The sequence below is a fragment of the Streptococcus sp. 2020WUSS084 genome, assembly GCF_044427445.1.
GTDB classification, from domain to species: domain Bacteria; phylum Bacillota; class Bacilli; order Lactobacillales; family Streptococcaceae; genus Streptococcus; species Streptococcus suis.
In genome coordinates this window covers 119,482-141,348 of the sequence record NZ_JAOTGC010000001.1, presented here as the reverse complement: position 1 = coordinate 141,348, position 21,867 = coordinate 119,482, and the positions used below count along the sequence as shown (strand labels likewise).

19 protein-coding genes and 1 pseudogene are annotated in these 21,867 nt (G+C 41.6%); 2 read left to right on the top strand and 18 right to left on the bottom strand.

Features of this window, described 5'->3' with window-relative positions:
• Positions 1–421 precede the first annotated feature (421 nt).
• A pseudogene (locus tag ODU50_RS00680) lies at positions 422–751 on the top strand (transposase); the annotation flags it as partial.
• A gap of 52 nt (positions 752–803) precedes the next feature.
• On the opposite strand, the gene ODU50_RS00675 reads toward ODU50_RS00680, so the two are convergent.
• The 8 genes from ODU50_RS00675 to ODU50_RS00640 form a co-directional block, all read right to left on the bottom strand.
• Complete coding sequence (locus ODU50_RS00675; protein WP_105153019.1) at positions 804–2,342, bottom strand: ClC family H(+)/Cl(-) exchange transporter; 1,539 nt, start codon at positions 2,340–2,342, stop codon at positions 804–806.
• Between the two features lie 113 nt (positions 2,343–2,455).
• The gene (locus ODU50_RS00670) at positions 2,456–3,526 is read right to left on the bottom strand and encodes an ABC transporter substrate-binding protein (protein ID WP_105153018.1); all 1,071 of its coding nucleotides are present in this window, start codon (positions 3,524–3,526) and stop codon (positions 2,456–2,458) included.
• A complete protein-coding gene (locus ODU50_RS00665) occupies positions 3,526–4,296 on the bottom strand; it encodes an ABC transporter permease (protein ID WP_105153017.1) in 771 nt (256 codons plus the stop codon). The genes ODU50_RS00670 and ODU50_RS00665 overlap by 1 nt, the downstream gene beginning before the upstream one ends.
• Positions 4,296–5,096 carry an ABC transporter permease gene (locus ODU50_RS00660; RefSeq protein WP_002938659.1) on the bottom strand — a complete coding sequence of 267 codons (801 nt, stop codon included), beginning with the start codon at positions 5,094–5,096 and terminating at the stop codon, positions 4,296–4,298. The genes ODU50_RS00665 and ODU50_RS00660 overlap by 1 nt, the downstream gene beginning before the upstream one ends.
• Positions 5,080–6,234, bottom strand: coding sequence for an ABC transporter ATP-binding protein (locus ODU50_RS00655; protein WP_024384228.1), 1,155 nt, complete (start codon positions 6,232–6,234; stop codon positions 5,080–5,082). Before ODU50_RS00655 ends, ODU50_RS00660 begins: the two co-directional genes overlap by 17 nt.
• Before the next feature lie 38 nt (positions 6,235–6,272).
• Entirely contained in the window at positions 6,273–7,181 is a 909-nt protein-coding gene (gene murB, locus ODU50_RS00650) for a UDP-N-acetylmuramate dehydrogenase (RefSeq protein ID WP_105153016.1), read from the bottom strand.
• A 233-nt stretch (positions 7,182–7,414) separates the two neighbouring features.
• The gene (gene thrB / locus ODU50_RS00645; protein WP_024381807.1) at positions 7,415–8,275 is read right to left on the bottom strand and encodes a homoserine kinase; all 861 of its coding nucleotides are present in this window, start codon (positions 8,273–8,275) and stop codon (positions 7,415–7,417) included.
• A 3-nt stretch (positions 8,276–8,278) separates the two neighbouring features.
• Positions 8,279–9,565 (bottom strand): homoserine dehydrogenase, encoded by a 1,287-nt coding sequence (locus ODU50_RS00640; protein WP_398581263.1) that lies wholly within the window; start codon positions 9,563–9,565, stop codon positions 8,279–8,281.
• A gap of 104 nt (positions 9,566–9,669) precedes the next feature.
• On the opposite strand from ODU50_RS00640, the gene ODU50_RS00635 reads away from it, so the two are divergent.
• The gene (locus ODU50_RS00635) at positions 9,670–10,593 is read left to right on the top strand and encodes a polysaccharide deacetylase family protein (RefSeq protein ID WP_044755178.1); all 924 of its coding nucleotides are present in this window, start codon (positions 9,670–9,672) and stop codon (positions 10,591–10,593) included.
• Positions 10,594–10,636: 43 nt separating this feature from the next.
• Here ODU50_RS00635 and ODU50_RS00630 read toward each other — a convergent pair whose 3' ends face one another.
• From ODU50_RS00630 to ODU50_RS00585, 10 genes are all read right to left on the bottom strand, one after another.
• Positions 10,637–12,406, bottom strand: coding sequence for an ABC transporter ATP-binding protein (locus tag ODU50_RS00630; protein ID WP_105153015.1), 1,770 nt, complete (start codon positions 12,404–12,406; stop codon positions 10,637–10,639).
• Positions 12,407–12,414: 8 nt separating this feature from the next.
• Positions 12,415–14,151 carry an ABC transporter ATP-binding protein gene (locus ODU50_RS00625; RefSeq protein ID WP_105153014.1) on the bottom strand — a complete coding sequence of 579 codons (1,737 nt, stop codon included), beginning with the start codon at positions 14,149–14,151 and terminating at the stop codon, positions 12,415–12,417.
• Between the two features lie 75 nt (positions 14,152–14,226).
• Entirely contained in the window at positions 14,227–14,469 is a 243-nt protein-coding gene (locus ODU50_RS00620) for a KH domain-containing protein (protein WP_012028079.1), read from the bottom strand.
• A 21-nt stretch (positions 14,470–14,490) separates the two neighbouring features.
• Positions 14,491–14,763 (bottom strand): 30S ribosomal protein S16, encoded by a 273-nt coding sequence (rpsP, locus tag ODU50_RS00615; RefSeq protein WP_002940682.1) that lies wholly within the window; start codon positions 14,761–14,763, stop codon positions 14,491–14,493.
• 124 nt (positions 14,764–14,887) lie between these two features.
• Positions 14,888–15,196, bottom strand: a complete 309-nt coding sequence (locus tag ODU50_RS00610) for a DUF4298 domain-containing protein (RefSeq protein WP_398581262.1) — start codon at positions 15,194–15,196, stop codon at positions 14,888–14,890.
• A complete protein-coding gene (gene pcp / locus ODU50_RS00605; protein WP_398581261.1) occupies positions 15,196–15,843 on the bottom strand; it encodes a pyroglutamyl-peptidase I in 648 nt (215 codons plus the stop codon). The genes ODU50_RS00610 and pcp overlap by 1 nt, the downstream gene beginning before the upstream one ends.
• Positions 15,840–16,601 (bottom strand): class I SAM-dependent methyltransferase, encoded by a 762-nt coding sequence (locus tag ODU50_RS00600; protein WP_398581260.1) that lies wholly within the window; start codon positions 16,599–16,601, stop codon positions 15,840–15,842. Before ODU50_RS00600 ends, pcp begins: the two co-directional genes overlap by 4 nt.
• A gap of 70 nt (positions 16,602–16,671) precedes the next feature.
• Entirely contained in the window at positions 16,672–16,986 is a 315-nt protein-coding gene (locus ODU50_RS00595; protein ID WP_044667780.1) for a hypothetical protein, read from the bottom strand.
• Between the two features lie 10 nt (positions 16,987–16,996).
• On the bottom strand, positions 16,997–20,176 hold the full coding sequence (carB, locus tag ODU50_RS00590) for a carbamoyl-phosphate synthase large subunit (RefSeq protein WP_105153011.1): 3,180 nt from the start codon (positions 20,174–20,176) through the stop codon (positions 16,997–16,999).
• A gap of 225 nt (positions 20,177–20,401) precedes the next feature.
• On the bottom strand, positions 20,402–21,481 hold the full coding sequence (locus tag ODU50_RS00585; protein WP_105106366.1) for a carbamoyl phosphate synthase small subunit: 1,080 nt from the start codon (positions 21,479–21,481) through the stop codon (positions 20,402–20,404).
• Positions 21,482–21,867 lie beyond the last annotated feature (386 nt).

Here is a 21,867-nt window from a genome sequence, read left to right as displayed (position 1 = left end):
CAAAGCCAATAAATATATTAAAACATAAAATTATCAGCATTGCAAGTATATTCTGAAAATTCAGTTATTTGTTCAAACTATAACTAGCTATCAATAATATCTATAACCATAGATACAGATAATGCACACTAAAAAGGGAGTGAGCAAGACATTCATGATGGCTCCGTCCTTACCCACAGAATAATGAAATAAGCATAAAGCCCTCACTAAGATTATATACCTAATGAGGGCCCTGTGGTTGGTGCATTATTGATGTTAATTATGATGACAAAACTGCCCTACCCTACTGATAAGAACCACAATATGCACTTAAGAATATGACTAAAATTCAGTAGATAGGCTCTCTAATTTTAAGAAGGAAGGAATTGTCATAGATAATCATGTGTAGATCAAGTCGATATTGTCGTTTGTATTCCCCTTAACTTGTCCAAAGTGTTACTTAGCTACATTTGATACAACGACTAAAGGTCTACGTGCTTACCACGATTTTCTCAGTCAATTTCATGTGGAAGCTGTTGGTATGGAAAGCACAGGTGTCTATTGGCGACCTGTCTGGCATGCTCTATGTGATGATTTCGAGTTGATACTGGCTCAACCAGCCCATATGAAGGCTATCCCAGGTCAGAAAACCGACAAGAAGGATGCTCACTGGATTGCTAAATTAACACGGATTGGTCTGCTGCCTCGGAGTTTCGTTCCCGATGAAATTATTCCTGAATTGAGAAAGTTGACCAGACAACGAAAACAGTATAATATTGGGACTTTTCTACCTCATCTCTTTGTTAAGACAATCTAAAAAAATGCTAATCTCCCCCAAATATCCTACGAACGGCATGAATTTGAGAGATTGGAACTGCAACAAGCAAGGAATCCCCCATAGAAAGTTGGCTATTTCCTTTCACAATCCTTGACTTACCATGATGAATTTGACTGGTAATCAAGCATGAATCCGGCAAACGTAACTCACTTACAAATATTTGATCCAATGTTTCGTTGACAACAACCTCTATTAAGGTCATATGTTCTTGCTGTTCTACTTCTTCTGGCAGAATTTTTTCCAACATTGCTTCATAGACCGGCGCGCCACCTAAAAGATCCATCATCACATAGGAACTCAAAGCCACCAACCCGATGACCATCAATTGATTCAAACTTCCTACCATTTCAGTAACTAAAATAATAGCAGTTAGAGGTGCTTTGGAAATCGCTGCGAAAAAGCCTGCCATACCCAATACAATAAACAATAGCATCTGCTCCTGACTGATGAAACCAATTTCAAGGAAGAACCGTGCGACAAAAAGCCCAAGGAGACTTCCTAAAGTTAATATGGGCAAAAAGATGCCCCCTGGTAGACCAGAACCATAGGAAATCATGCTCCAGACAAATCGTATTAAAATCAGGATTGCCAATGTCAGTAGTCCTTGTTCCAAATATGGAAGCTCTAAAATCAAATGATGCCCGCCACCCAACAGATTAGGGAAAAAATAACCAATCGGTATAATAAACAAAAAGGCAAATACACTGTAGTATGGAACTGGGAGAGGAATGATTTTTGAGAGGAGGGTATAGAAACCTTGTATATTGAGGATAACAACTTCATACACATATCCAGCAAGGCCAAGGAAAACTCCAAGTAAGATATAGATCCAATATTGGTCAAGAGATAGTAACTGTAAGTCCTTCGGCATATGCAAAACAGGCATTAATCCAAAAACATGTAAGGAAATAAAGTTCGCAGTGATACTGGCTGCCAGGGCTGAGACCCATACCAGACGTGAAAACTGATGATAGACTTCCTCCACAACAAATAAAAGACCTGCTATTGGTGCATTGAAAGCTGCTGCCAAACCTGCCGCAGCGCCACTAGCAATCAAACTCCTTCTTTCCATTTCACTGGATTTAAGAAGAACTGATACACCTTTAGCCGTTACAGCTCCTAATTGAATACTGGGACCTTCACGCCCCAGCATTAGACCAGATGCAATGGATAAAACACCGCCGATAAATTTTCTCCAAAGGACTGACCACCAGTTTAAATCCATAATTCCTTTTAGTTCTGCCTCCACCTGAGGTATACCAGAACCTTTTGCATTTGGCTCGTCTTTGATCAACTTGCCAACAAGTAAAGCTATGACCAGATAAAGCCCTCCAATAAGAAGTAAATAGATTGCATTGTCTGTTGCCATAGAATAGAGGTGCGTAAAGACAGAAAATAGTTTTTCAATGGCTAAGCGAAATGCAACGACCACTAGACCAGCGACAATGCCAACTAAACTACCACGCAGAACCGAATAGAGGATTGATTGAGAAATAAAACTAACTTCTTTCCGGTGATTTTCCATTGGGATTTCCCTTCCTTTCTATAGTATGTATGACCAAAAAATAGGAGCAATAAGTACTTAGTAAAGAACCTCACTCCCATTCTTTTATTTATATTGCTACCTGTCCAATCAGACTATTTCCGATACATCTTGAATTGGAGATAGAGGTCATTATACATTCCAAGCATCTCTGGTCCAAGATTATCATAAACTTCCATCTTCTTCATCGTTTCCTCTGAAGGATAGAAGGATTCGTCGTTCTGAGTCTCCTCATCCAGCATAGCCTTGGCTGCAGGAATTGGTGTTGAATAACCAACATATTCTGCATTGCGAAGCGCATTTTCAGGACGAAGCATAAAACTCATAAAGGCGTAAGCTCCATCAATATTTTTTGCTGTTTTTGGAATGACCATGTTATCGAACCAAAGGTTAGAACCTTTTGATGGTACAACATAGCGCAGATTTTCATTTCCATCTAACATTTCACTCGCCTCACCTGAGAACGAAACAGCAATTGCTGCCGCATCTTGTATCATATAACCTTTTATCTCATCAGCAACAATTGCTTTGACATTTGGAGTTAAATTATAAAGATGTTCAGCTGCCTTTTCAATCTCGGTAGGATTGTTGGAATTGAGACTATAGCCCAGTGATTGTAGACCAAAGCCCATGACTTCACGCACACCATCAATTAACATGATATTGTCACGGTACTCCTCAGACCACAAGTCTTCCCATTCCTGAGGAGGATTTTCTACCATGGTTTCATTGTAAACAATGCCCAAGGTTCCCCAGAAATATGGAATAGAATAGTCATTATTCTTATCAAAGCTAAGTCCCATAAATCGTGGATCGATATTTTCTATCCCTTCAATCTTAGATTTATCTAGCTTGATTAACATATTTTCTTCTGTCATCTTAGAAATCATGTACTCAGATGGGATTGTCAAATCGTATGTTGTTCCACCCTGCTTAATCTTTGTGTACATGGATTCGTTGGAGTCAAAGGTCTGATAATCTATCTGAATACCTGTTTCAGCAGTAAATTCTTCCAATAACTCTGGGTCAATATAATCTCCCCAGTTATAGATAACCAACTTATCCGTCGTTCCTTGAGTTGAATCAGCTTCTAATTTACTAGAAATTCCCCAGAGAATGAGAATAATGGCAATAATTCCTAGGAAAAATGAATATAAACGTTTCATTAGTTGGCCTCCTTTTCACGTGAGATGAAATAATAACCCACTACCAATAAGATAGAGAAAAGGAAGACAAGGGTTGATAGGGCATTGATTTCCAAAGAAATCCCTTGACGAGCCCGTGAGTAAATCTCTACAGATAGGTTTGAGTAACCATTTCCCGTAACAAAGAATGTCACGGCAAAGTCATCTAAGGAATAGGTAAAAGCCATGAAATAACCTGCAATAATAGCCGGTGTCAAGTAGGGCAGCATGATTTCTTTCAGCATTTGTGGCTGAGTTGCCCCCAAATCATAAGCTGCTGAAATCATATCGGCATTCATTTCCTTCAAGCGTGGCAAGACCATCAATACTACGATTGGAATAGAAAAAGCAATATGACTGAGCAATACTGAGACAAAGCCAAGCTGGAAACCAATCATGGTAAAGAGAATTAGGAAACTCGCCCCAATCATGACGTCTGGAGCTACCATCAAGATATTATTGACAGACAAGAGTGCATTTTGAAAACGAGGTTTTGCCTGATAGATATAGATGGCACCGAAAGTTCCGATAATGGTCGCAATCAAAGAACTCAAGAAGGCCAACAAGAAGGTTTGAGCCAGAATCAGCATTAGTCGGCTATCGCCAAGCATAGATGAAAAATGCTCTAAGGTAAAGCCTGTAAAGCCATTCATATCTCCGCCTTCATTAAAGGCATAAAAAATGAGATAGAAAATCGGTAAGTAGAGAAGGAGAAAGGCAGCTGTTAAGTAGATATTTGCAAATTTCTTCATTATTTCTTCCTCTCTTTCGTCATCCACATAATCAAGAGCATGGCCAAAATCAAGACCACACCAATGGTTGACCCCATTCCCCAGTTTTGTGTTGTGAGGAAATGTTGCTCGATAGCTGTACCAAGTGTAATGACTCGGTTACCGCCAATCAAACGGGTCAACATGAAGAGGCTCAGACTTGGAATGAAAACCGCCTGTACACCTGAACGAACGCCGTTCATGGAAAGAGGAAAAATAACTTTTGTGAAGGTCTGCCAAGGAGTTGCTCCCAAATCACGACTGGCATTGATTAGGTTTTTATCCAAATCATCCAAGGCGTTAAAGATCGGCAAAATCATAAACGGAATCTCGATATAGGCTGCAACAGCAATAAAGGAGAAATCTGTGAAAAGAATTTGCTGAGCTCCTAGACCAATAAATTCTAGGAACTGGTTGATAGAGCCGTGTTGCCCAAAAATACCGATAAAGGCATAAGCTTTCAGCAAAAGATTGACCCAGGTTGGCAAGATAATCAACATGAGCCAGAGTTGTCTATGCTTGAGTTTGGTCAAGAAATAGGCTGTTGGGTAGGAAACCAAAAGTGTGACCAGAGTAATAATACCTGCGTAAAAAATAGAGTTAAAACTCATTCGCAGATAGGTCATATTTGGCGAGTTAAAATAGGTCTGGTAGTTGGCCAAAGTGAAATTGCCATGAATATCAAAGAAAGATTTGAAGATAATCAAGGCAACTGGAGCGAGTACAAAGAGAAAGACCCATAGGGCATAGGGAATTGCAAAAAGCCTAGAGGTTTTCTTCATTGCGTTCCTCCTCAATGGCGTTAATCAAGCCATCTTCTACTTCTTCCACTTCCACATATTCTTCGATACGAGCATCGAATTCTTCCTCTGTTTCATTGAGACGCATGATATGAATATCTTCGGGCTCAAAATCTAGACCAATCACTTCTCCGACAATGGCCTTACGAGTTGAGTGAATCATCCACTCATTACCAAGGTCGTCATAGGCGATGATTTCGTAGTGAACACCACGGAAGAGCTGTGTATCCACTTTTACCTGCAATTTCCCTTCTTCAGGTAAGGTAATCTGCAAATCTTCTGGACGGATAACAACTTCAACTTCTTCGTTTGGTCGCATACCGCCATCGACAGCTTCAAAGCGTTTGCCGTTAAACTCAACCAAGTAGTCTTCTATCATGCGGCCTGGAAGGATATTGGATTCACCGATGAAGGTAGCAACAAAATGGTTGATTGGCTCGTCGTAAATGTCCACTGGCGTCCCAGACTGGACAATCTCACCTTCATTCATGACAAAAATCCAGTCACTCATGGCCAGAGCTTCTTCTTGGTCATGGGTAACGAAGACGAAGGTAATTCCTAGACGTTGTTGCAATTCACGCAGTTCGTACTGCATTTCTGTTCTTAGTTTCAAGTCCAGGGCAGAAAGTGGTTCATCTAGCAAGACGACGCGAGGCTGGTTGATAATCGCACGTGCAATAGCAACCCGCTGGCGTTGACCACCAGACAATTTCTGAATGGAACGATTTTCATAACCAGAAAGTCGGACCATTTGTAAGGCTTCTGTCACACGGCGTTCGATTTCAGCCTTGTCAACCTTTCTTAATTTAAGAGGAAAAGCCACATTTTCAAAGACAGTCATATGTGGGAAAAGGGCATAGGACTGGAAAACCGTATGAACATCCCGTTTATTGGTCGGAACATCATTAATCCGTTGACCGTCCAGGTAAATATCACCTGAACTCGCATCCAATAGACCAGCAATAATGTTCAAAATCGTTGATTTACCTGAACCAGAAGCTCCTAAAAGGGTATAAAATTTCCCCTCTTCCAATTCAAAACTAATATCCTTTAATACAGTTGTTCCACTGTCTTCAAATACTTTTGAAACGTTCTTAAATTCAATAATTGGCTTTTTCAATTCTCATAAATTCCTTCTTTTTTGTAAGAGCCTGATGGCTAGAGTGTATCAGCAGGATCGCCGATAATACGCACCTCTCTCTCCAGAGTAATTCCTGAAGATTTTTCAACGACTTCAATTACATGGGCAATCAAATTTTCATAGTCCAATGCCGTTCCATCGGAAACATTGACCATAAAGCCAGCGTGTTTTTCAGAAACTTCGACTCCACCGATTCGATAACCTTTTAAACCCGCATCCATAATCAACTGTCCTGCGAAGTGACCAAGTGGACGTTTGAAGACTGAACCACAAGATGGATATTCCAAAGGTTGCTTGAGCTCGCGTAAATGTGTCAAACGAGCCATTTCTTGTTGAATAACCGTATGATTTCCTGGCTTGAGGGCAAATTTTGCAGACAAAACAATCGCACCGTTTTCCTGCAAGATAGAAGAACGGTAGCCAAATCGTAACTCACGATTGTCCAATGTTTCGACATAACCTGCTGGAGTCAAAATCTGCGCTGAAACTAGAATGTGTGCCACTTCACCTCCGTAAGCACCTGCATTCATATAGACAGCACCACCAATGCTTCCCGGAATACCACAAGCAAATTCAAATCCTGATAAAGAATGGAAAAGTGCAACTTTTGTTGTTTCAATCAGATTGGCACCTGCTTCCGCTTCAATGGTGTATCCTGATACAGTAACGGAGTTAAGTTTATCCATACGGATAACAAAACCACGAATACCGCCATCGCGGACAATGATATTACTTGAATTTCCTAATACTTGCCATGGAATACCTTCGCGTTTAGCAAATTCTACTATACGAACAATCTCGTAACGATTCCGCGGAAAAGCTAGATAATCAACAGCTCCTCCTACTTTTGTATAGGTATATTCTTTTAAAGGCTCATCGAATCGAATATCGATGCCTTCTAATTCAAGCCTAATTTTATCTTTCATAACCTTCTCATTTCAATTTAAGATATACAGGATTTATTATACCAAAAATTACAGGAGAAAACGAATAAAATTCAACAAAAATACTTTCACAAGCCAAATTAATTTGCCCCAATATTTTGAATTGGAGAATGGAATGCACAAAAAAGGAGTTCCCTTCCTACTGCATATAGTAGCGATGGCGAACTCCAATAAAATAAACATGTTTAGTTTTGCAAATGACAGATTCTCACTATCTATACAATAGCAATCCCTTTGGTATCAACTTGAAGGCGGTGGACAGTTCCGTCTAGATTTAGTTCCTCTAATGCTAGAACAATAGCGTCCTCCCTATCTTTGGGCGCTAATACCATCACTGTTGGACCGGCACCTGATAAGTAGGTTGCATAGGCTCCCAACTCCTGTGCAGTTTGCTTGATTGGACAAAACTCCTTAACAAGTAGCTGACGAAACGGTTCATGGAACATGTCTGACTGAATTGCTTTCCCAGCTTTTTCCAGATCACCTGCCATCAAACTGGCAACAGCAACGTTTGCAATGGCACTAGCAGCCACTGCTTTCTTGTACCCCATCTGAGAAGGCAGTACACCTCGGCTTTCAACCGTACGCAGTGGGTAGTTTGGAATAAAGGCAACAAAACTTGCTTCTGGGAATTCTGTTACAACTGCCTGTACTCTCTTATTAACATAGCTAGAGATGACTAAATTACCAAAAATCGCTGGGGCTACATTATCAGGATGTCCTTCAATTTCTGTAGCTTTGAGCAATTTTTCATCCGCTGTCATATTCAAACCTGCTAATTGATTAGCCAATTCGATACCAGCTACGATAACGGAACTGGATGAACCCAAACCACGCGCCAAGGGAATATCACTAATCATTCTGATACGATGTGGCCGCAATCCTTTTTCAATCTTTAAAGCTGTCTTGATCAAAAGATTGTTCTTGTCTGATGGAACATGTTCAAGATTGTGCTCAATCACCCATTCATCAGTCTCTTCAAACACTTCAATCGTTAGATATTTCGAAAGGGCAACACCTACTGAATCAAATCCTGGACCGATATTAGCTGAAGTTGCTGGAATAATAATTTTCATTGCTTATTCTCCCAGTACTTTAAAGGTATTTAAGACAGTAAAGTCTGTTTCTTTACTCAATTTGTCTGTTACATTTTCCAACTGAGTCTTACTCATTTCATGGGTCACAATCACTAGGCGAGCTGTTTCTCCATCTGCAGCTTGTTGCAGAATTTGCTTGAAGGAAATTTCTTCAGAATTGAAGATTTCTGCTAAACGAAGCATTTTTCCATTTTTATCAGGAGCATCAATTGAGAAATAATATTCGCTTTTCACATCGCTTGGGGCTGCCAATTGAAGTGAGCGGCTATATTCATTAAAAGCTTTGCCGATAGTATTGTCTTTCAAGCGACGAACGATACGAATAATGTCAGCCATAACACTTGTTGCAGTCGGTTTTTGCCCAGCACCCGGTCCATAGTACATAGACTGGCCGATGCCGATAGATTCGACAAATACAGCATTCATCACACCATTCACGCTTGCAAGTGGATGATTTTTCGGTAGGAAGGTTGGAGATACTTCGGCAGCAATACCAGAGGTAGTTTCTTGAATATCACCCACAAGTTTGATGACATAGCCCAACTCTTGTGCCACTGCTACATCTTCTGGCGTGATATTTGAAATACCCTTGTGTGCTACGTGTTCAAAATCAACTGTCATCCCGAAAGCAAATTGACTGAGGATTACAGCCTTGTAAGCTGCATCAATCCCCTCAACGTCATTTGTTGGGTCAGATTCTGCATAGCCAAGTTCCTGTGCTGTTTGAAGAGCTTTTTCGTAAGTCCAGCCTTCATCAACCATCTTAGTCAACATGAAGTTTGAAGTACCATTCAATACACCGAGGATACGAGTCACCTTGTCAGCAGCCAATGAGTTAACCAAGGTACGCAAGATTGGAATACCACCTGCAACTGCAGCTTCATAATAAAGCGCAAGACCTTTCTCTTCAGCCAAGGCACGCAATTCGCTACCATGAACAGCAAGTAAATCCTTATTGGCTGTTACAATATGCTTGCCTGCTTCCAAGGCATGTGTAATAAATGTTTTTGCTGGCTCAATACGTCCCATCAGCTCAACGACGATGGCAATGTCCTCATCAGCTAAAATATCATCAATATTTGTTACAAAATGATAGTCATGACCTGCAGCCAAGAGACGGTCTTTTTCTACTTCATCCTTGACCAAAACCTTAGCAACTTCAATACTATCATGCGCAGCTTTCTCTATTTTTTCCTGATTTTCTTCTAATAAAAATGGCACACCACTCGCAACGGTTCCAAATCCTAATAATCCTATCTTAACTACCATGTGCTCTCCTTTAAAATGTATTTCTCCCATTATAACAAATATTCTGACTATTTGGCAAAAAATTTGATATAATTGTTTTAATATATGATTATGGAGATAAGATAATGAAACATTCAAGAAGAGCCCGTCGAAGCCGCACACAAAAGAAACAACTTGTGCCAATGCTACTTGGCATCGCATTATTAGTAGTGACTCTACTATCTATTTTTCTAATCTTTCTAAAACAGCCATCTAAGCAACAAAGTGATTCCAAAGCTTCAACGGTAGAGACAACAACCACTTCAAGTGTTATGACTTCAGAAAGTAGTGAAGTACAAACAGAAATCATTTGGGAACAACAAACTGAACCTATCAAACTTCCAATCCTCATGTATCATGCCATTCACGTAATGGCTCCTGAGGAAGAAGCTAATGCGAATCTTATCGTAGATCCAACGACTTTCGAAAGTCATCTAAAAGCATTGCAAGATGCAGGTTACTATACTTTATCACCTGAAGAGGCTTATAAGGTATTGACAGAAAATGTCCTTCCTGCTGGCAAAAAGGTTGTCTGGCTAACCTTTGACGATAGCCTCTGGGATTTTTATAGTTATGCCTACCCATTGCTTAAGCAATATCAAATGAAAGCAACCAACAATGTCATTACAGGATTTACTGAATATGGACAAGCAGGGCACCTTACTCTTGATCAAATCAAGGAAATGCAGACCGCAGGGCTCTCCTTTCAAGGGCATACCGTCAACCACCCTGATTTAGAGTATAGTTCTATCGAGGATCAAACAAATGAACTTACTTCCTCTAAAGCCTATCTTGACAGCCAATTAAATCAGGAAACCATCGCTATCGCCTACCCTGGTGGACGATACTCAGCAGATACAGTAGCCTTAACTGAACAAGCTGGCTACAAACTTGGTGTGACTACTAACAACGGCTTGGCTTCTGCTAGTGACGGATTACTGACTCTCAATCGTGTTCGAATTCTACCGACCACCACCGCAGAAAATCTACTAGCTGAAATCGCCTATTAAACACTAAACTCCCCTGTCTTCACTGACAAGGGAGTTCGTTTTTTTATTTGGATTCACTAAACTGGCTTTGATAAAGATTATAATAGAAACCTTTGTCTGCCAAAAGACTTTCATGGTTACCTTGTTCGATAATCTGTCCATCTTTCAAGACCAAAATCTTATCAGCTTCCTGAATGGTAGATAAGCGATGAGCGATGACGAAACTTGTCCGCCCTTTCATCAACCGTTTCATAGCCTTTTGAATCAAGAGTTCCAAACGGGTATCAACTGAAGAAGTCGCTTCGTCAAGAATCAGAATAGCAGGATCCGCCAACAAGGCACGCGCAATGGTCAAAAGCTGTTTCTGACCTTGGGAAATATTGCTGGATTCCTGGTTCATTTCCATATTATAACCACCAGGCAGGGTACGGATAAAATGGTCAACGTTGGCAGCTTTAGCAGCCTCCACAATTTCCTCATCCGTCGCATCCAGACGTCCAAAACGCAGGTTTTCCTTGATGGTCCCTTCATAGAGCCAAGCATCCTGCAAGACCATGCCAAATTGACTACGGTAGGATTGACGTGAAAGATTTCGAATGTCCTGACCATCCACTTTGATAGAACCTGATGTCACATCGTAGAAACTCATGAGCAAGTTGATAAGAGTAGTCTTACCTGCCCCCGTTGGTCCAACGATAGCCACCATTTCACCTGGCTTAACTTCAAGATTAAAGTTTCGGATAAGCGGCTTGTCTTCTGAATAGCCAAATTCAACCTGTTCAAAGCTGACTTGTCCGGTCAGACTAGCTGTCAACTCTAGCGCATTGGCGTCTTCTTCGTCAAGCTCATCTAAGACTGAAAAGATGCGTTCAAGGGAAGATTTAGCAGACTGCAACTGGGGTGCCAACTGTGTCAAGGTTTGCACAGGCTGAGAAATCTGCCAGACGTATTGGACGAAGGCCTGCATATTACCAACTGTCAATGTACCTGCAAGAACTTTCAATCCAGATAGCAGGGCGACGACAACGTAGGCGATGTTTGAGAAGCCGTGAACTAGAGGCATGAGCAAACCAGACATGAAACTAGCCTTGAAACCAACTTTCTGCAAATCTGCGGTAATCTGGCGAAACTCTTCTGTAGAAATTTCTTCACGGCCGTAAAGTTTGAGAACGTTAAAGCCAGTTAGATTTTCTTGGACAAAGCCGTTCAAACGCCCCAGGGCATCAGCCTGCTGCTTGAAATATGGTTGAGACTTGCCCATGACAAACTTAGAACCAAAATAGGTCACTGGAACCAAGGTTACGACTACAAGTGCTAGGGATACATCCAACCAGAAACACATGAAAATGGCTAGAGAGAGGGTCAGAACGGCATTGACTAGCTGGAGAAAACTTTGTTGTAGGGCGTTTGAAACAGTCTCCACATCGCTTGTAAAACGTCCGAGTAAATCACCATACTGGTGCTTGTCAAAATAAGATACTGGAATCTTGTTAATTTTGTGGCTCAAATCCTGACGTAGTTCCTTAGTTGCTCCCTGCACTGCCTTGGTCATAAAATAGTTGGAACCGTAGGCACCGATTTCATATAGAAGGGCGCGAAGGGCATAGATGGCAAGCATGATGGCAATGTAGGAATAGTTAATCTGCGCTCCTTCTACTCCATTAGCAATATCCAACAGATTCTTGGTCAATTCTGTAATGATAAGCCCCAGTACAAAGGGCTCCAAGGCATTCATAACTGCACTGATGGTCTTTAGAAAAACGGCTAAAAATACAGAAGATTGGTAACGACGCAAATAGTCCCAAACACGGGTAAATACTGATCTATTCTTCATAATTCCTCCTATTCTTCTGTCAGAGATTGACGGTTAAGCTGAGAATTGGCGATTTCTCGGTAAATCTCATTGCTTTCCATCAATTCATTGTGGGTGCCACGGCCAACGATTTCACCTTCGTTCAGCACGATAATCTGGTCAGCATCCATAATGGTTCCGACACGTTGTGCCACAATTAGCACCGTCGCATTTTCCGTCACTTCCTTCAAACGACTCCGCAAAATTGCATCCGTCTTATAATCCAATGCTGAGAAAGAATCATCAAAAATATAAATATCGGGCTGTTTCACAATAGCACGTGCAATGGACAAACGTTGCTTTTGCCCGCCTGACAGGTTGCTTCCACCTTCTGCTAGATGGGTGTCGAATTTTTCTTCCTTACTCTCGATAAACTCCTTAGCCTGAGCCACATCCGTCGCATCATGAAGTTCTGCAAGACTAGCATCCATCTTACCGTACTTTAAGTTTTCCGCGATAGTTCCGGTAAATAGCAGAGCTTTCTGCGGAATAAAGCCAATCTTGCTGCGGAGTGCCTTTAGATTGTAGCGTCTGACATCCACACCGTCCACCAAGATACGACCAAGTGTCACATCATAGAAACGTGGAATCAAGTTGACCAAGGAAGACTTACCAGAACCAGTCGAACCAATAAAGGCAATCGTTTCACCAGGCTTAGCTTTGAAGGAAATATTGTGCAGCACAGGCGATTCCGTTTCACCAGGGTAGGCAAAAGTTACATTTTCAAATTCCAAATAACCACGAGTATCTGTTTCAGTTATGCCGTCTTCATTCTTAGAAATGGAAATGGGCATGTCCAAGACTTCCTGAATTCGTTGGCTCGATACCGACATACGTGGATACATGTTAAACAAGTTAGCAAAGAGCAAGAATGAGAAAAGCGCGTGGAAACTATATTCGATAAAGGCTACCAAATCACCGATTTGCAGACTACCTGTTTGCAAAGGAGCCAATGCGAACCAGACAATGGCTACAATCATAGCAATAATAATCTGGACAAAGAGCGGCTCTGTCAATCCAGTCAGATTAAAGAGCTTTTTGGAAATATCGGTATATTCCTCATTGACCGACTCAAAGCGCTCCTCTTGAAACTCCTCACGAGTAAAGGCACGAATGACACGCAAGCCCATGAGATTTTCACGAACATATTGGTTAATGGTGTCCAAACGTTTTTGTTGTTTTTCAGAGAGAGGACGAGTTTTTGTTGCCACATAGAAAATAACAAAAACTAGAAACGGCATGGCTACTGCTACTGTCCAGGCTAAGCTCGGACTGGTTACCAAGGTCATGATGACAGAAGCAATCATCATCAAGGGTGTAATAATACCTAGTTTCAAGACCATTTCAGAGAATTGCATGAGAACAAAAGCATCATTTGTCATACGAGCAACTAGAGAAGAAACACCAATCTGCTCATATTCATGATGAGAATAGTCCTGAATTTTCTCATACAGATCATTTCGAATATCTTTGACGATATTGGTAGTCAATTTTCCAGCTGCATAGGCAAGTGTCACTCGACCAACAATCCCGAGCAGGACAATTAATCCCATCATCCCCGCCCAGAAATAGAGCTGACTAACATCGTTCTTTGTAATTCCTTGGTCAATCATCCTAGCCAAAAAAGTCGGCAAGCCCAAGTTTACCACTACAAATAAGGAGGCTCCCAACAAGTCCAATGCAATCCACTTAGGATATTTTTTCAAATAGGTCCAAATCAGATTCATCATTTCTTCCTTTCTATATGTTAAAAAGGGGCTAGGCCCCTTTGTCAACGTTAAAAGCCACCAAATGGTGACTTTCTATTCTTTCTCGTCGATCACTAAACGAACTTTTTTATCACTTGTTGGAACAGAATAGACAATCGTTCTGATTGCAGAAATTGTGCGTCCTTTTCTACCAATGATACGTCCAATATCAGATTGATCCAAATCCAAATGATATTCCAAGAATTCAGGTGTATCAACAATTTTTATTGTCAAGCTATCAGGCTGTGAAATCAAAGGTTTCACAATCGCAATAATGAGATTTTCAATCATGTCCATAAGTGTTCTCGCTTACTGTTCTTACTTAGAGAATTTTTGTTCGTGGAATTTCTTCAATACGCCAGCGTTTGAAAGAAGGCTACGAACTGTATCAGATGGTTGTGCACCTTTTGCTAACCACTCAAGTACACGCTCTTCTTTAAGAGTTACTGAGTTTTCAGCCAAAAGTGGGTTGTAAGTACCAACAGTTTCGATGAAACGACCATCACGTGGTGCACGTGAGTCTGCAACGTTGATACGGTAGAAAGGTTTCTTTTTAGAACCCATACGAGTCAAACGGATTTTTACTGCCATTTTTAAATGTTCTCTTTTCTTTGTATTTTTATTCGGTGAAATAGCAGAGCTATTTAGCACATGTTCTATTATACCACACTTTAACAGGCTGTCAAGAAAAAAACTTGACAGGTTTTAAAAAATTTTATTGTTCGAGCATATCTGCTAGTTCTCTCAGTTGACTTGCTAGATTTGTACGGTCAAACAGTAAATTATAGACTCCATCTTCACTCAATACTCCACAAGGAATACCATTGAAATGACCCTTATTAGATAAATCAAGATCTTCCATATAGGTCTGGCTCTGGTAATAATCTAATAACTGTAAATAAGTCGATTGTTCCTGGCTAAGTTGTGCCATACTATCGGAAAGGGACTGGTTCAGATCTAGATGCCTGTTAAATATTTTTTCCATTTCCTCTACACGTTTTCTTGCTTCCATAATATTTTTCATCAGTGTGTACTACCACCACCCTTTTTTATATCCTCTTTATCCCTATATTCAACGATTGCTCCTATGGCTACTTCAACTCCTCTTACAATATCGTTCAAAGACATGGAAGCCAGTCCTGGCTTGTCGACAACCTGCTCTGGCAAGAAGGGAATATGGAGAAAACCGGCCTTAGTCTTTGGAAATTGTTTCTCCGCCAAGTAAAGAGCTTGATACATGAGATGATTGCAGACAAAGGTCCCAGCAGTATTAGAAACAGAAGCTGGAAGCCCAATCTTATGAATAGCTTCAACCATTGCTTTGATGGGTAAGGTGGAGAAATAAGCAGGCTGACCATCTTCTCGAATCGTTCTATCAATCGGCTGTTGCCCTTCATTGTCTGGAATGCGTGCATCATCTTGGTTAATGGCTATACGCTCAGGAGTTAAATCAACTCGCCCACCAGCCTGACCAATACATAGTATCGCATCAGGTAAATGTTCTGCCATTTTCTCCTCTAAAACATCCGCAGCCTTGTCAAAAACAGTCGGAATCTCTACAAGAATAATCTCTGCACCAGCAATGGTCTTAGGTAGAGATTTTATCGTTTCCAAGGCTGGGTTAATAGGCTCGCCACCAAAGGGATCAAAGCCTGTTACGATGATTTTCATACTTCCTCCTCCAAAATAATTTCTCCGTAGTGAAATTTTTGATTGGGTCTGACATGACGTTTAAAGCCAAATTCTTCAAAGACCTGATCTCGAAAATGAGCCTTTATAATCAATTTCTTCCTAGCTACTCGTTTAGCCTCAGATACAATTTCCTCCGTTAAACGGCTTCTATCAGCCAAACCAGACAAACCAGAAAGATTTTGTGATTCCTTGATTTCTTCTGAAAACATGGGATCAAAGTAAATGACATCAACAGACTTATCTATTTGCTCTTTCAAATAAGTCAAACTATCTGTCCAAATTGTCTGGATAGAATTCATGGCTCGGTTGACCACTTGCAGTCCACTATCAAAATCCTGTAACCCCCGACTCACAATAAAGTGCACTAGCTTAGAACTTTCCAAGGCTGTCACCCGATGACCAGCACTCGCTAACACTATGCTATCAGATCCCAAACCCATAGTACAGTCTATTATTGATTGTTTTTCTTTTCCAAGTAATTCTAAAAGCGGATCTCTTCCAGACTTAATCCGCAACATGGCAGTATCTGGGTGGAAAAAGAGTTTTCTCCCTTCTTTTTGCTCAAAAACCAATCGATCCTTATAAACCACCAAAACCGCATCCGCCTGCTTGAGTAAGACCTTCACGGCTTGCTTCCGCCGCTCACAGTAAACAATCCCTAAATCTTCAGCTAGCCGTTTGGCCTTCTGAACCAAGTGCCCATCCATTCCCAAACTTGTTGTTACGATTACTTTCATATTAAATATTATAACAGAAAAAGCGTGACTTCTTACGAAGTCACACTTAAATCTCTTTGTGAATCAAGACTTAGGATTGTAGAAATTGGCGAATGGCTTCCTGATCAGCTTCACTAACCGGACGCCATCCTTTTGCCAAGGCTTCCTTGATATAGATTCGATTGTAGAGATAGCCCCACAAAATCCCAAAGCCAGTATTAATAAAAGGAATATCAAAGCGACGATCAATTAACAAGGCAAATAAGAATGCTACCAAAATAATCGCAAACCATTTTAAATCACCTCGAATCAGCGGTACAAAAAACTTGAAGAAAAAGGTTGTCCATGAAAAACCAGCCTTCACTTCCTTTACATTCCCAAACTCATCCACTAAATGAACCTTCATTTTTTATCTCCTAAATTGCTCGCGTCGAAAAACTACGACTTTCTAGTACAGCCAACATAGCCGCAGCAGTATCTAAGGCTGTAAAAAGTGGAATCCCTGCTTCGATAGCAGATGCACGAATAACCTCTCCATCCTCGTCTGCCACACGCTTTTTGCCTACTGTATTGACAATGGCTTGCACTTTTCCTTTACGGACCAGCTGAGGAATCGACTCTCTTTGGTCTCCACTGATTTTCCCAACAGGCAGACAGTCTAAGCCCTTAGCTTGGAAGGCAGTTGCCGTACCGCTTGTAGCCGCAATAATAAAGCCAATTTCACGGTATCTTTCCGCTAGACGGAAGGCCTCCTCCTTGTCCTCATCCGCAACTGTAAAGACGATAGTACCAAAATCTTCCAAATGCTGATAACTTGCTTCAAAAGCCTTATAAAGTGCTTTTTCAAGTGTCAAGTCCGAACCCATAATCTCACCAGTAGATTTCATCTCAGGTCCCAGCAAACTATCTACTTTTGCTAGTTTCGTGAATGAGAATACTGGTGCTTTAACGTGCACCTGAGTGCTCTCAGGATAAAGACCGTCTTGGTAGCCAATTTCCGCAAGACTTTGCCCCAAAATCAATTTGGTTGCAACCTGGGCCATTGGAATGTCTGTGACTTTGGACAAGAATGGAACCGTACGACTAGCACGAGGATTGACTTCGATGACATAAACCGTCTCATCCTTGATAACAAACTGGATATTCATTATACCAATACAGTTAAGACCGATTGCCAAGCGTTTGGTGTAGTCTGCAATGGTCGCCTGCACCTCTTTAGACAAGGTTTGTGGCGGATAAACTGCCATCGAGTCACCTGAGTGAACCCCAGCTCGCTCGATATGCTCCATAATACCCGGAATCAAGACATCCTTACCATCTGAAATTGCATCCACTTCACACTCACGACCGACGATATACGAATCCACCAAAACTGGGTGCTCTGGTGAAGCCTTGACCGCCGTTCTCATATAAGAACGTAGGTCCTCTTCATTTTCGACAATCTCCATAGCACGACCGCCCAAGACATAAGAGGGACGAACAAGTACCGGGAAACCAATTTTGCGGGCCGCTTCTAGAGCTTCCTCTTCGTTGGTTGCGGTTTGACCTGGTGGCTGTGGAATTCCAAGGTCTTTCAGGGCTTTTTCAAATAAATCCCTGTCTTCAGCTCTATCCAAATCCGCTACTTGCGTACCCAAGATTGGAATACCTGCTTTGGCCAATGGCTCTGCCAAATTGATGGCCGTCTGGCCACCGAACTGAACGATAACCCCTTTTGGTTGCTCAAGGTCAATCACATTCAAGACATCTTCCAAGGTCAACGGCTCGAAGTAAAGCTTGTCCGAAACCGAAAAGTCAGTTGACACTGTTTCCGGGTTTGAGTTCATAATGATAGCTTCGTAGCCAGCCGCCTGAATGGCCTTGACAGAATGCACTGTCGCATAGTCAAACTCCACACCCTGTCCGATACGGATTGGACCTGAGCCCAACACCAAAACAGATTCTTTTTCCGAGCGGATGGACTCATTTTCCCACTCATAAGTTGAATAGAAATATGGTGTTGAACTTTCAAATTCGGCCGCACAAGTGTCCACCATCTTGTAAACAGGGACAATTTTGTGCTCTGTCCGCAGTTGACGAATGTAGGATTCTGTTCTGCCCCAGAGTTCCGCAATCTTACGGTCTGCAAAACCGTATTTCTTGGCTTTTTTCAATAAATCAATATTATCGTGATTGATTGCCAATTCCTGCTCGATTTCTAAGATATGAAGCAGCTTATCAAGGAAGAAAAGATCAATCTTCGTCAATTGAGCCAGTTCTTCTACTGTATAGCCACGTCGAAGAGCTTCTGAAAGATAGAATAAACGATCATCCTGTGCCTTGACAATCTTTTCAACTAATTGGTCATCTGTTGCTTGGCTGAGTTCTGGCATTTCATTGTGATAGACTCCGATTTCCAAAGAACGACAGGCCTTGAGCAAACTTTCTTCGATATTACGACCAATGGCCATAACCTCACCAGTTGCCTTCATCTGCGTTCCAAGGCGGCGCTCCCCTTTTTCAAACTTATCAAATGGGAAACGTGGAATTTTTGCCACAACGTAGTCAAGAGCAGGCTCAAACATGGCATAGGTTGTTCCTGTGACAGGGTTCACCATTTCATCCAAGGTCAAACCAACCGCAATTTTTGCTGCCAATTTGGCAATCGGATAGCCTGTCGCTTTCGATGCCAAGGCAGAGGAACGGGACACACGTGGGTTCACTTCAATGACATAGTATTTGAAACTATGGGGATCCAGTGCCAACTGCACATTACAACCACCCTCGATTTTGAGGGCACGGATGATGCTGAGACTGGCATCACGCAACATCTGGTTTTCAATATCCGAAAGCGTCTGCGTTGGGGCAAATACGATAGAATCTCCAGTATGTATTCCCACAGGGTCAAAGTTTTCCATGTTACATACGACCAAGGCATTGTCAGCCGCATCGCGCATCACTTCGTATTCAATTTCTTTGAAACCAGCAATGGAACGCTCAATCAAACACTGGGTCACCGGTGATAGTTTCAGACCATTTTCCGCTATTTCACGCAGTTCTTCTTCATTGACACACATACCACCGCCAGTACCACCCAACGTGAAGGCTGGACGAACAATGACAGGATAGCCAATTTCACCAGCAAATTCCAAAGCCTCTTCAACTGTTGTCACAATCGTTGACTCAGGAATAGGTTGATTGAGATCTTCCATGAGTTGTTTGAAGAGGTCGCGGTCCTCTGCCTGATCAATTGCAGACAGTTTAGTTCCCAACAACTCAACTCCAAGCTCATCTAAAATACCAGCCTTAGACAATTCCATAGCCATGTTGAGACCAGTCTGACCACCAAGGGTCGGCAAGAGAGCATCTGGACGCTCCTTCCGTAAAATCCGTGTGACAAATTCAAGCGTAATCGGCTCAATATAGACCTTGTCCGCAATTTCCTTGTCTGTCATGATGGTCGCAGGGTTTGAATTGACCAAGACAACACTATAGCCTTCTTCCTTCAAAGCCAAACAAGCCTGAGTCCCAGCATAATCAAACTCCGCAGCCTGACCGATAATAATCGGACCAGACCCAATCACCATAATTTTCTTAATATCCGTACGTTTTGGCATAATTTTAAGATATTAAGGGCGTTAAGCGGACACAGTCAAAATAGGAGTTTGACCAAGAACGCTTGCGTTCGAGGAAAAACTATCTTTTTGACCCAGTCCGTAGCCCGAATTCAATTACAAAATCCGAGCAACAGAACACCCACTCTCCTTTCTATTTTCTATCTCTCCGGATAGAATTAAATAATAGTCCGACACAGTAAGGTTTAGCTCGATAGTGGTTAAACCTTACTGCCCTTTTTTAAACGAATCCATCAATTCCATAAATTCATCAAACAAATAGCTGGCATCATGTGGACCAGGTGCAGCATCTGGGTGGAATTGAACAGAGAAACCTGGATAGTACTTGTGGCGTACCCCTTCTATTGATTTGTCATTGATTTCTTCATGAGTAATCATTAAACATTCAGGTAAATCTTCACGAGCCACTGCATAACCATGGTTCTGACTGGTAAAGTCCACTCGACCTGTTGCAATTTCACGAACAGCATGGTTGAAACCACGATGACCAAACTTCATTTTATAAGTCGTTGCCCCATTAGCCTTAGCAAAGAGTTGGTGCCCCATACAGATACCAAAAATTGGAATTTTCCCAAGAATCCCACGAATCATTTCTAGCGCTTCTGGAACATCATCTGGATTTCCTGGGCCGTTTGATAGCATGACACCATCAGGATGGAGGGCAAGAATTTCTTCAGCAGTCGTATCATAAGGGACAACTGTCACATTGCAATCACGCTTGGCTAACTCTCTAAGAATAGAATGTTTCAATCCAAAATCAACCAGAACGACACTACGTCCAACTCCAGGTGCAGGATAGGCTGTTTTAGTCGATACTTGCTGGATGTTGTTGGTTGGCAAAACAGTCGCTCTCAACTGGTCTGTCAAATGCTCAACAGAATCACCGACATTTGCAAGAGTCGCCTTCATGGTACCGTGCTGACGAATAATTTTAGTTAGGGCGCGTGTGTCAATTCCAGAAATTGCTGGAATTTTCTTAGCCTTTAAAAATTCATCCAAGGTCATCTGGTTACGCCAGTTACTTGCTCGACGAGCCCACTCACTGACAACCACTCCCTTACAAGTCGGCTTGATTGACTCGTAATCATCACGGTTAATTCCGTAATTTCCTACCAAGGGATAGGTAAAGGTTAAAATCTGACCATTATAAGACTGGTCCGTGATAGATTCCTGATAACCTGTCATCCCAGTTGAGAAAACCAACTCACCAGTCACATCAATATCAGCACCGAAGGCCTCCCCTTCAAAAATAGTGCCATCCTCTAAAATCAAACGTCTTTTTGACATAATCTATGATACAAAGCCCGTTAAAAGGACAAAGTGAAAATAGGAAATTCGACGCCGACGCTACAAGCGTCAAGACGATATTTATCTTTTTTACACAGTCCTTAGGGCGTGTTCGAATATAAAAATCAAATCTTACTCGAACCTGTATCTTCTCCTTTCTATTTTCTATCTCTCCGGATAGAATTAAATAATAGTCCGACGTTTGTACTGTCAATTCGATAATAATTGACTGTACAAACTAGTGCAAGGGATAGCCTTAAAGTATATCACCATTTCTAAGAGCAGGTGTCAACATCTCAGCGCAGTGGTTGATTGGTAAATTTGTTCGTATTCTATACTCCAAATTTAACCTCTACGACTGATGCGAACTTTGTTCGCTCTATTTC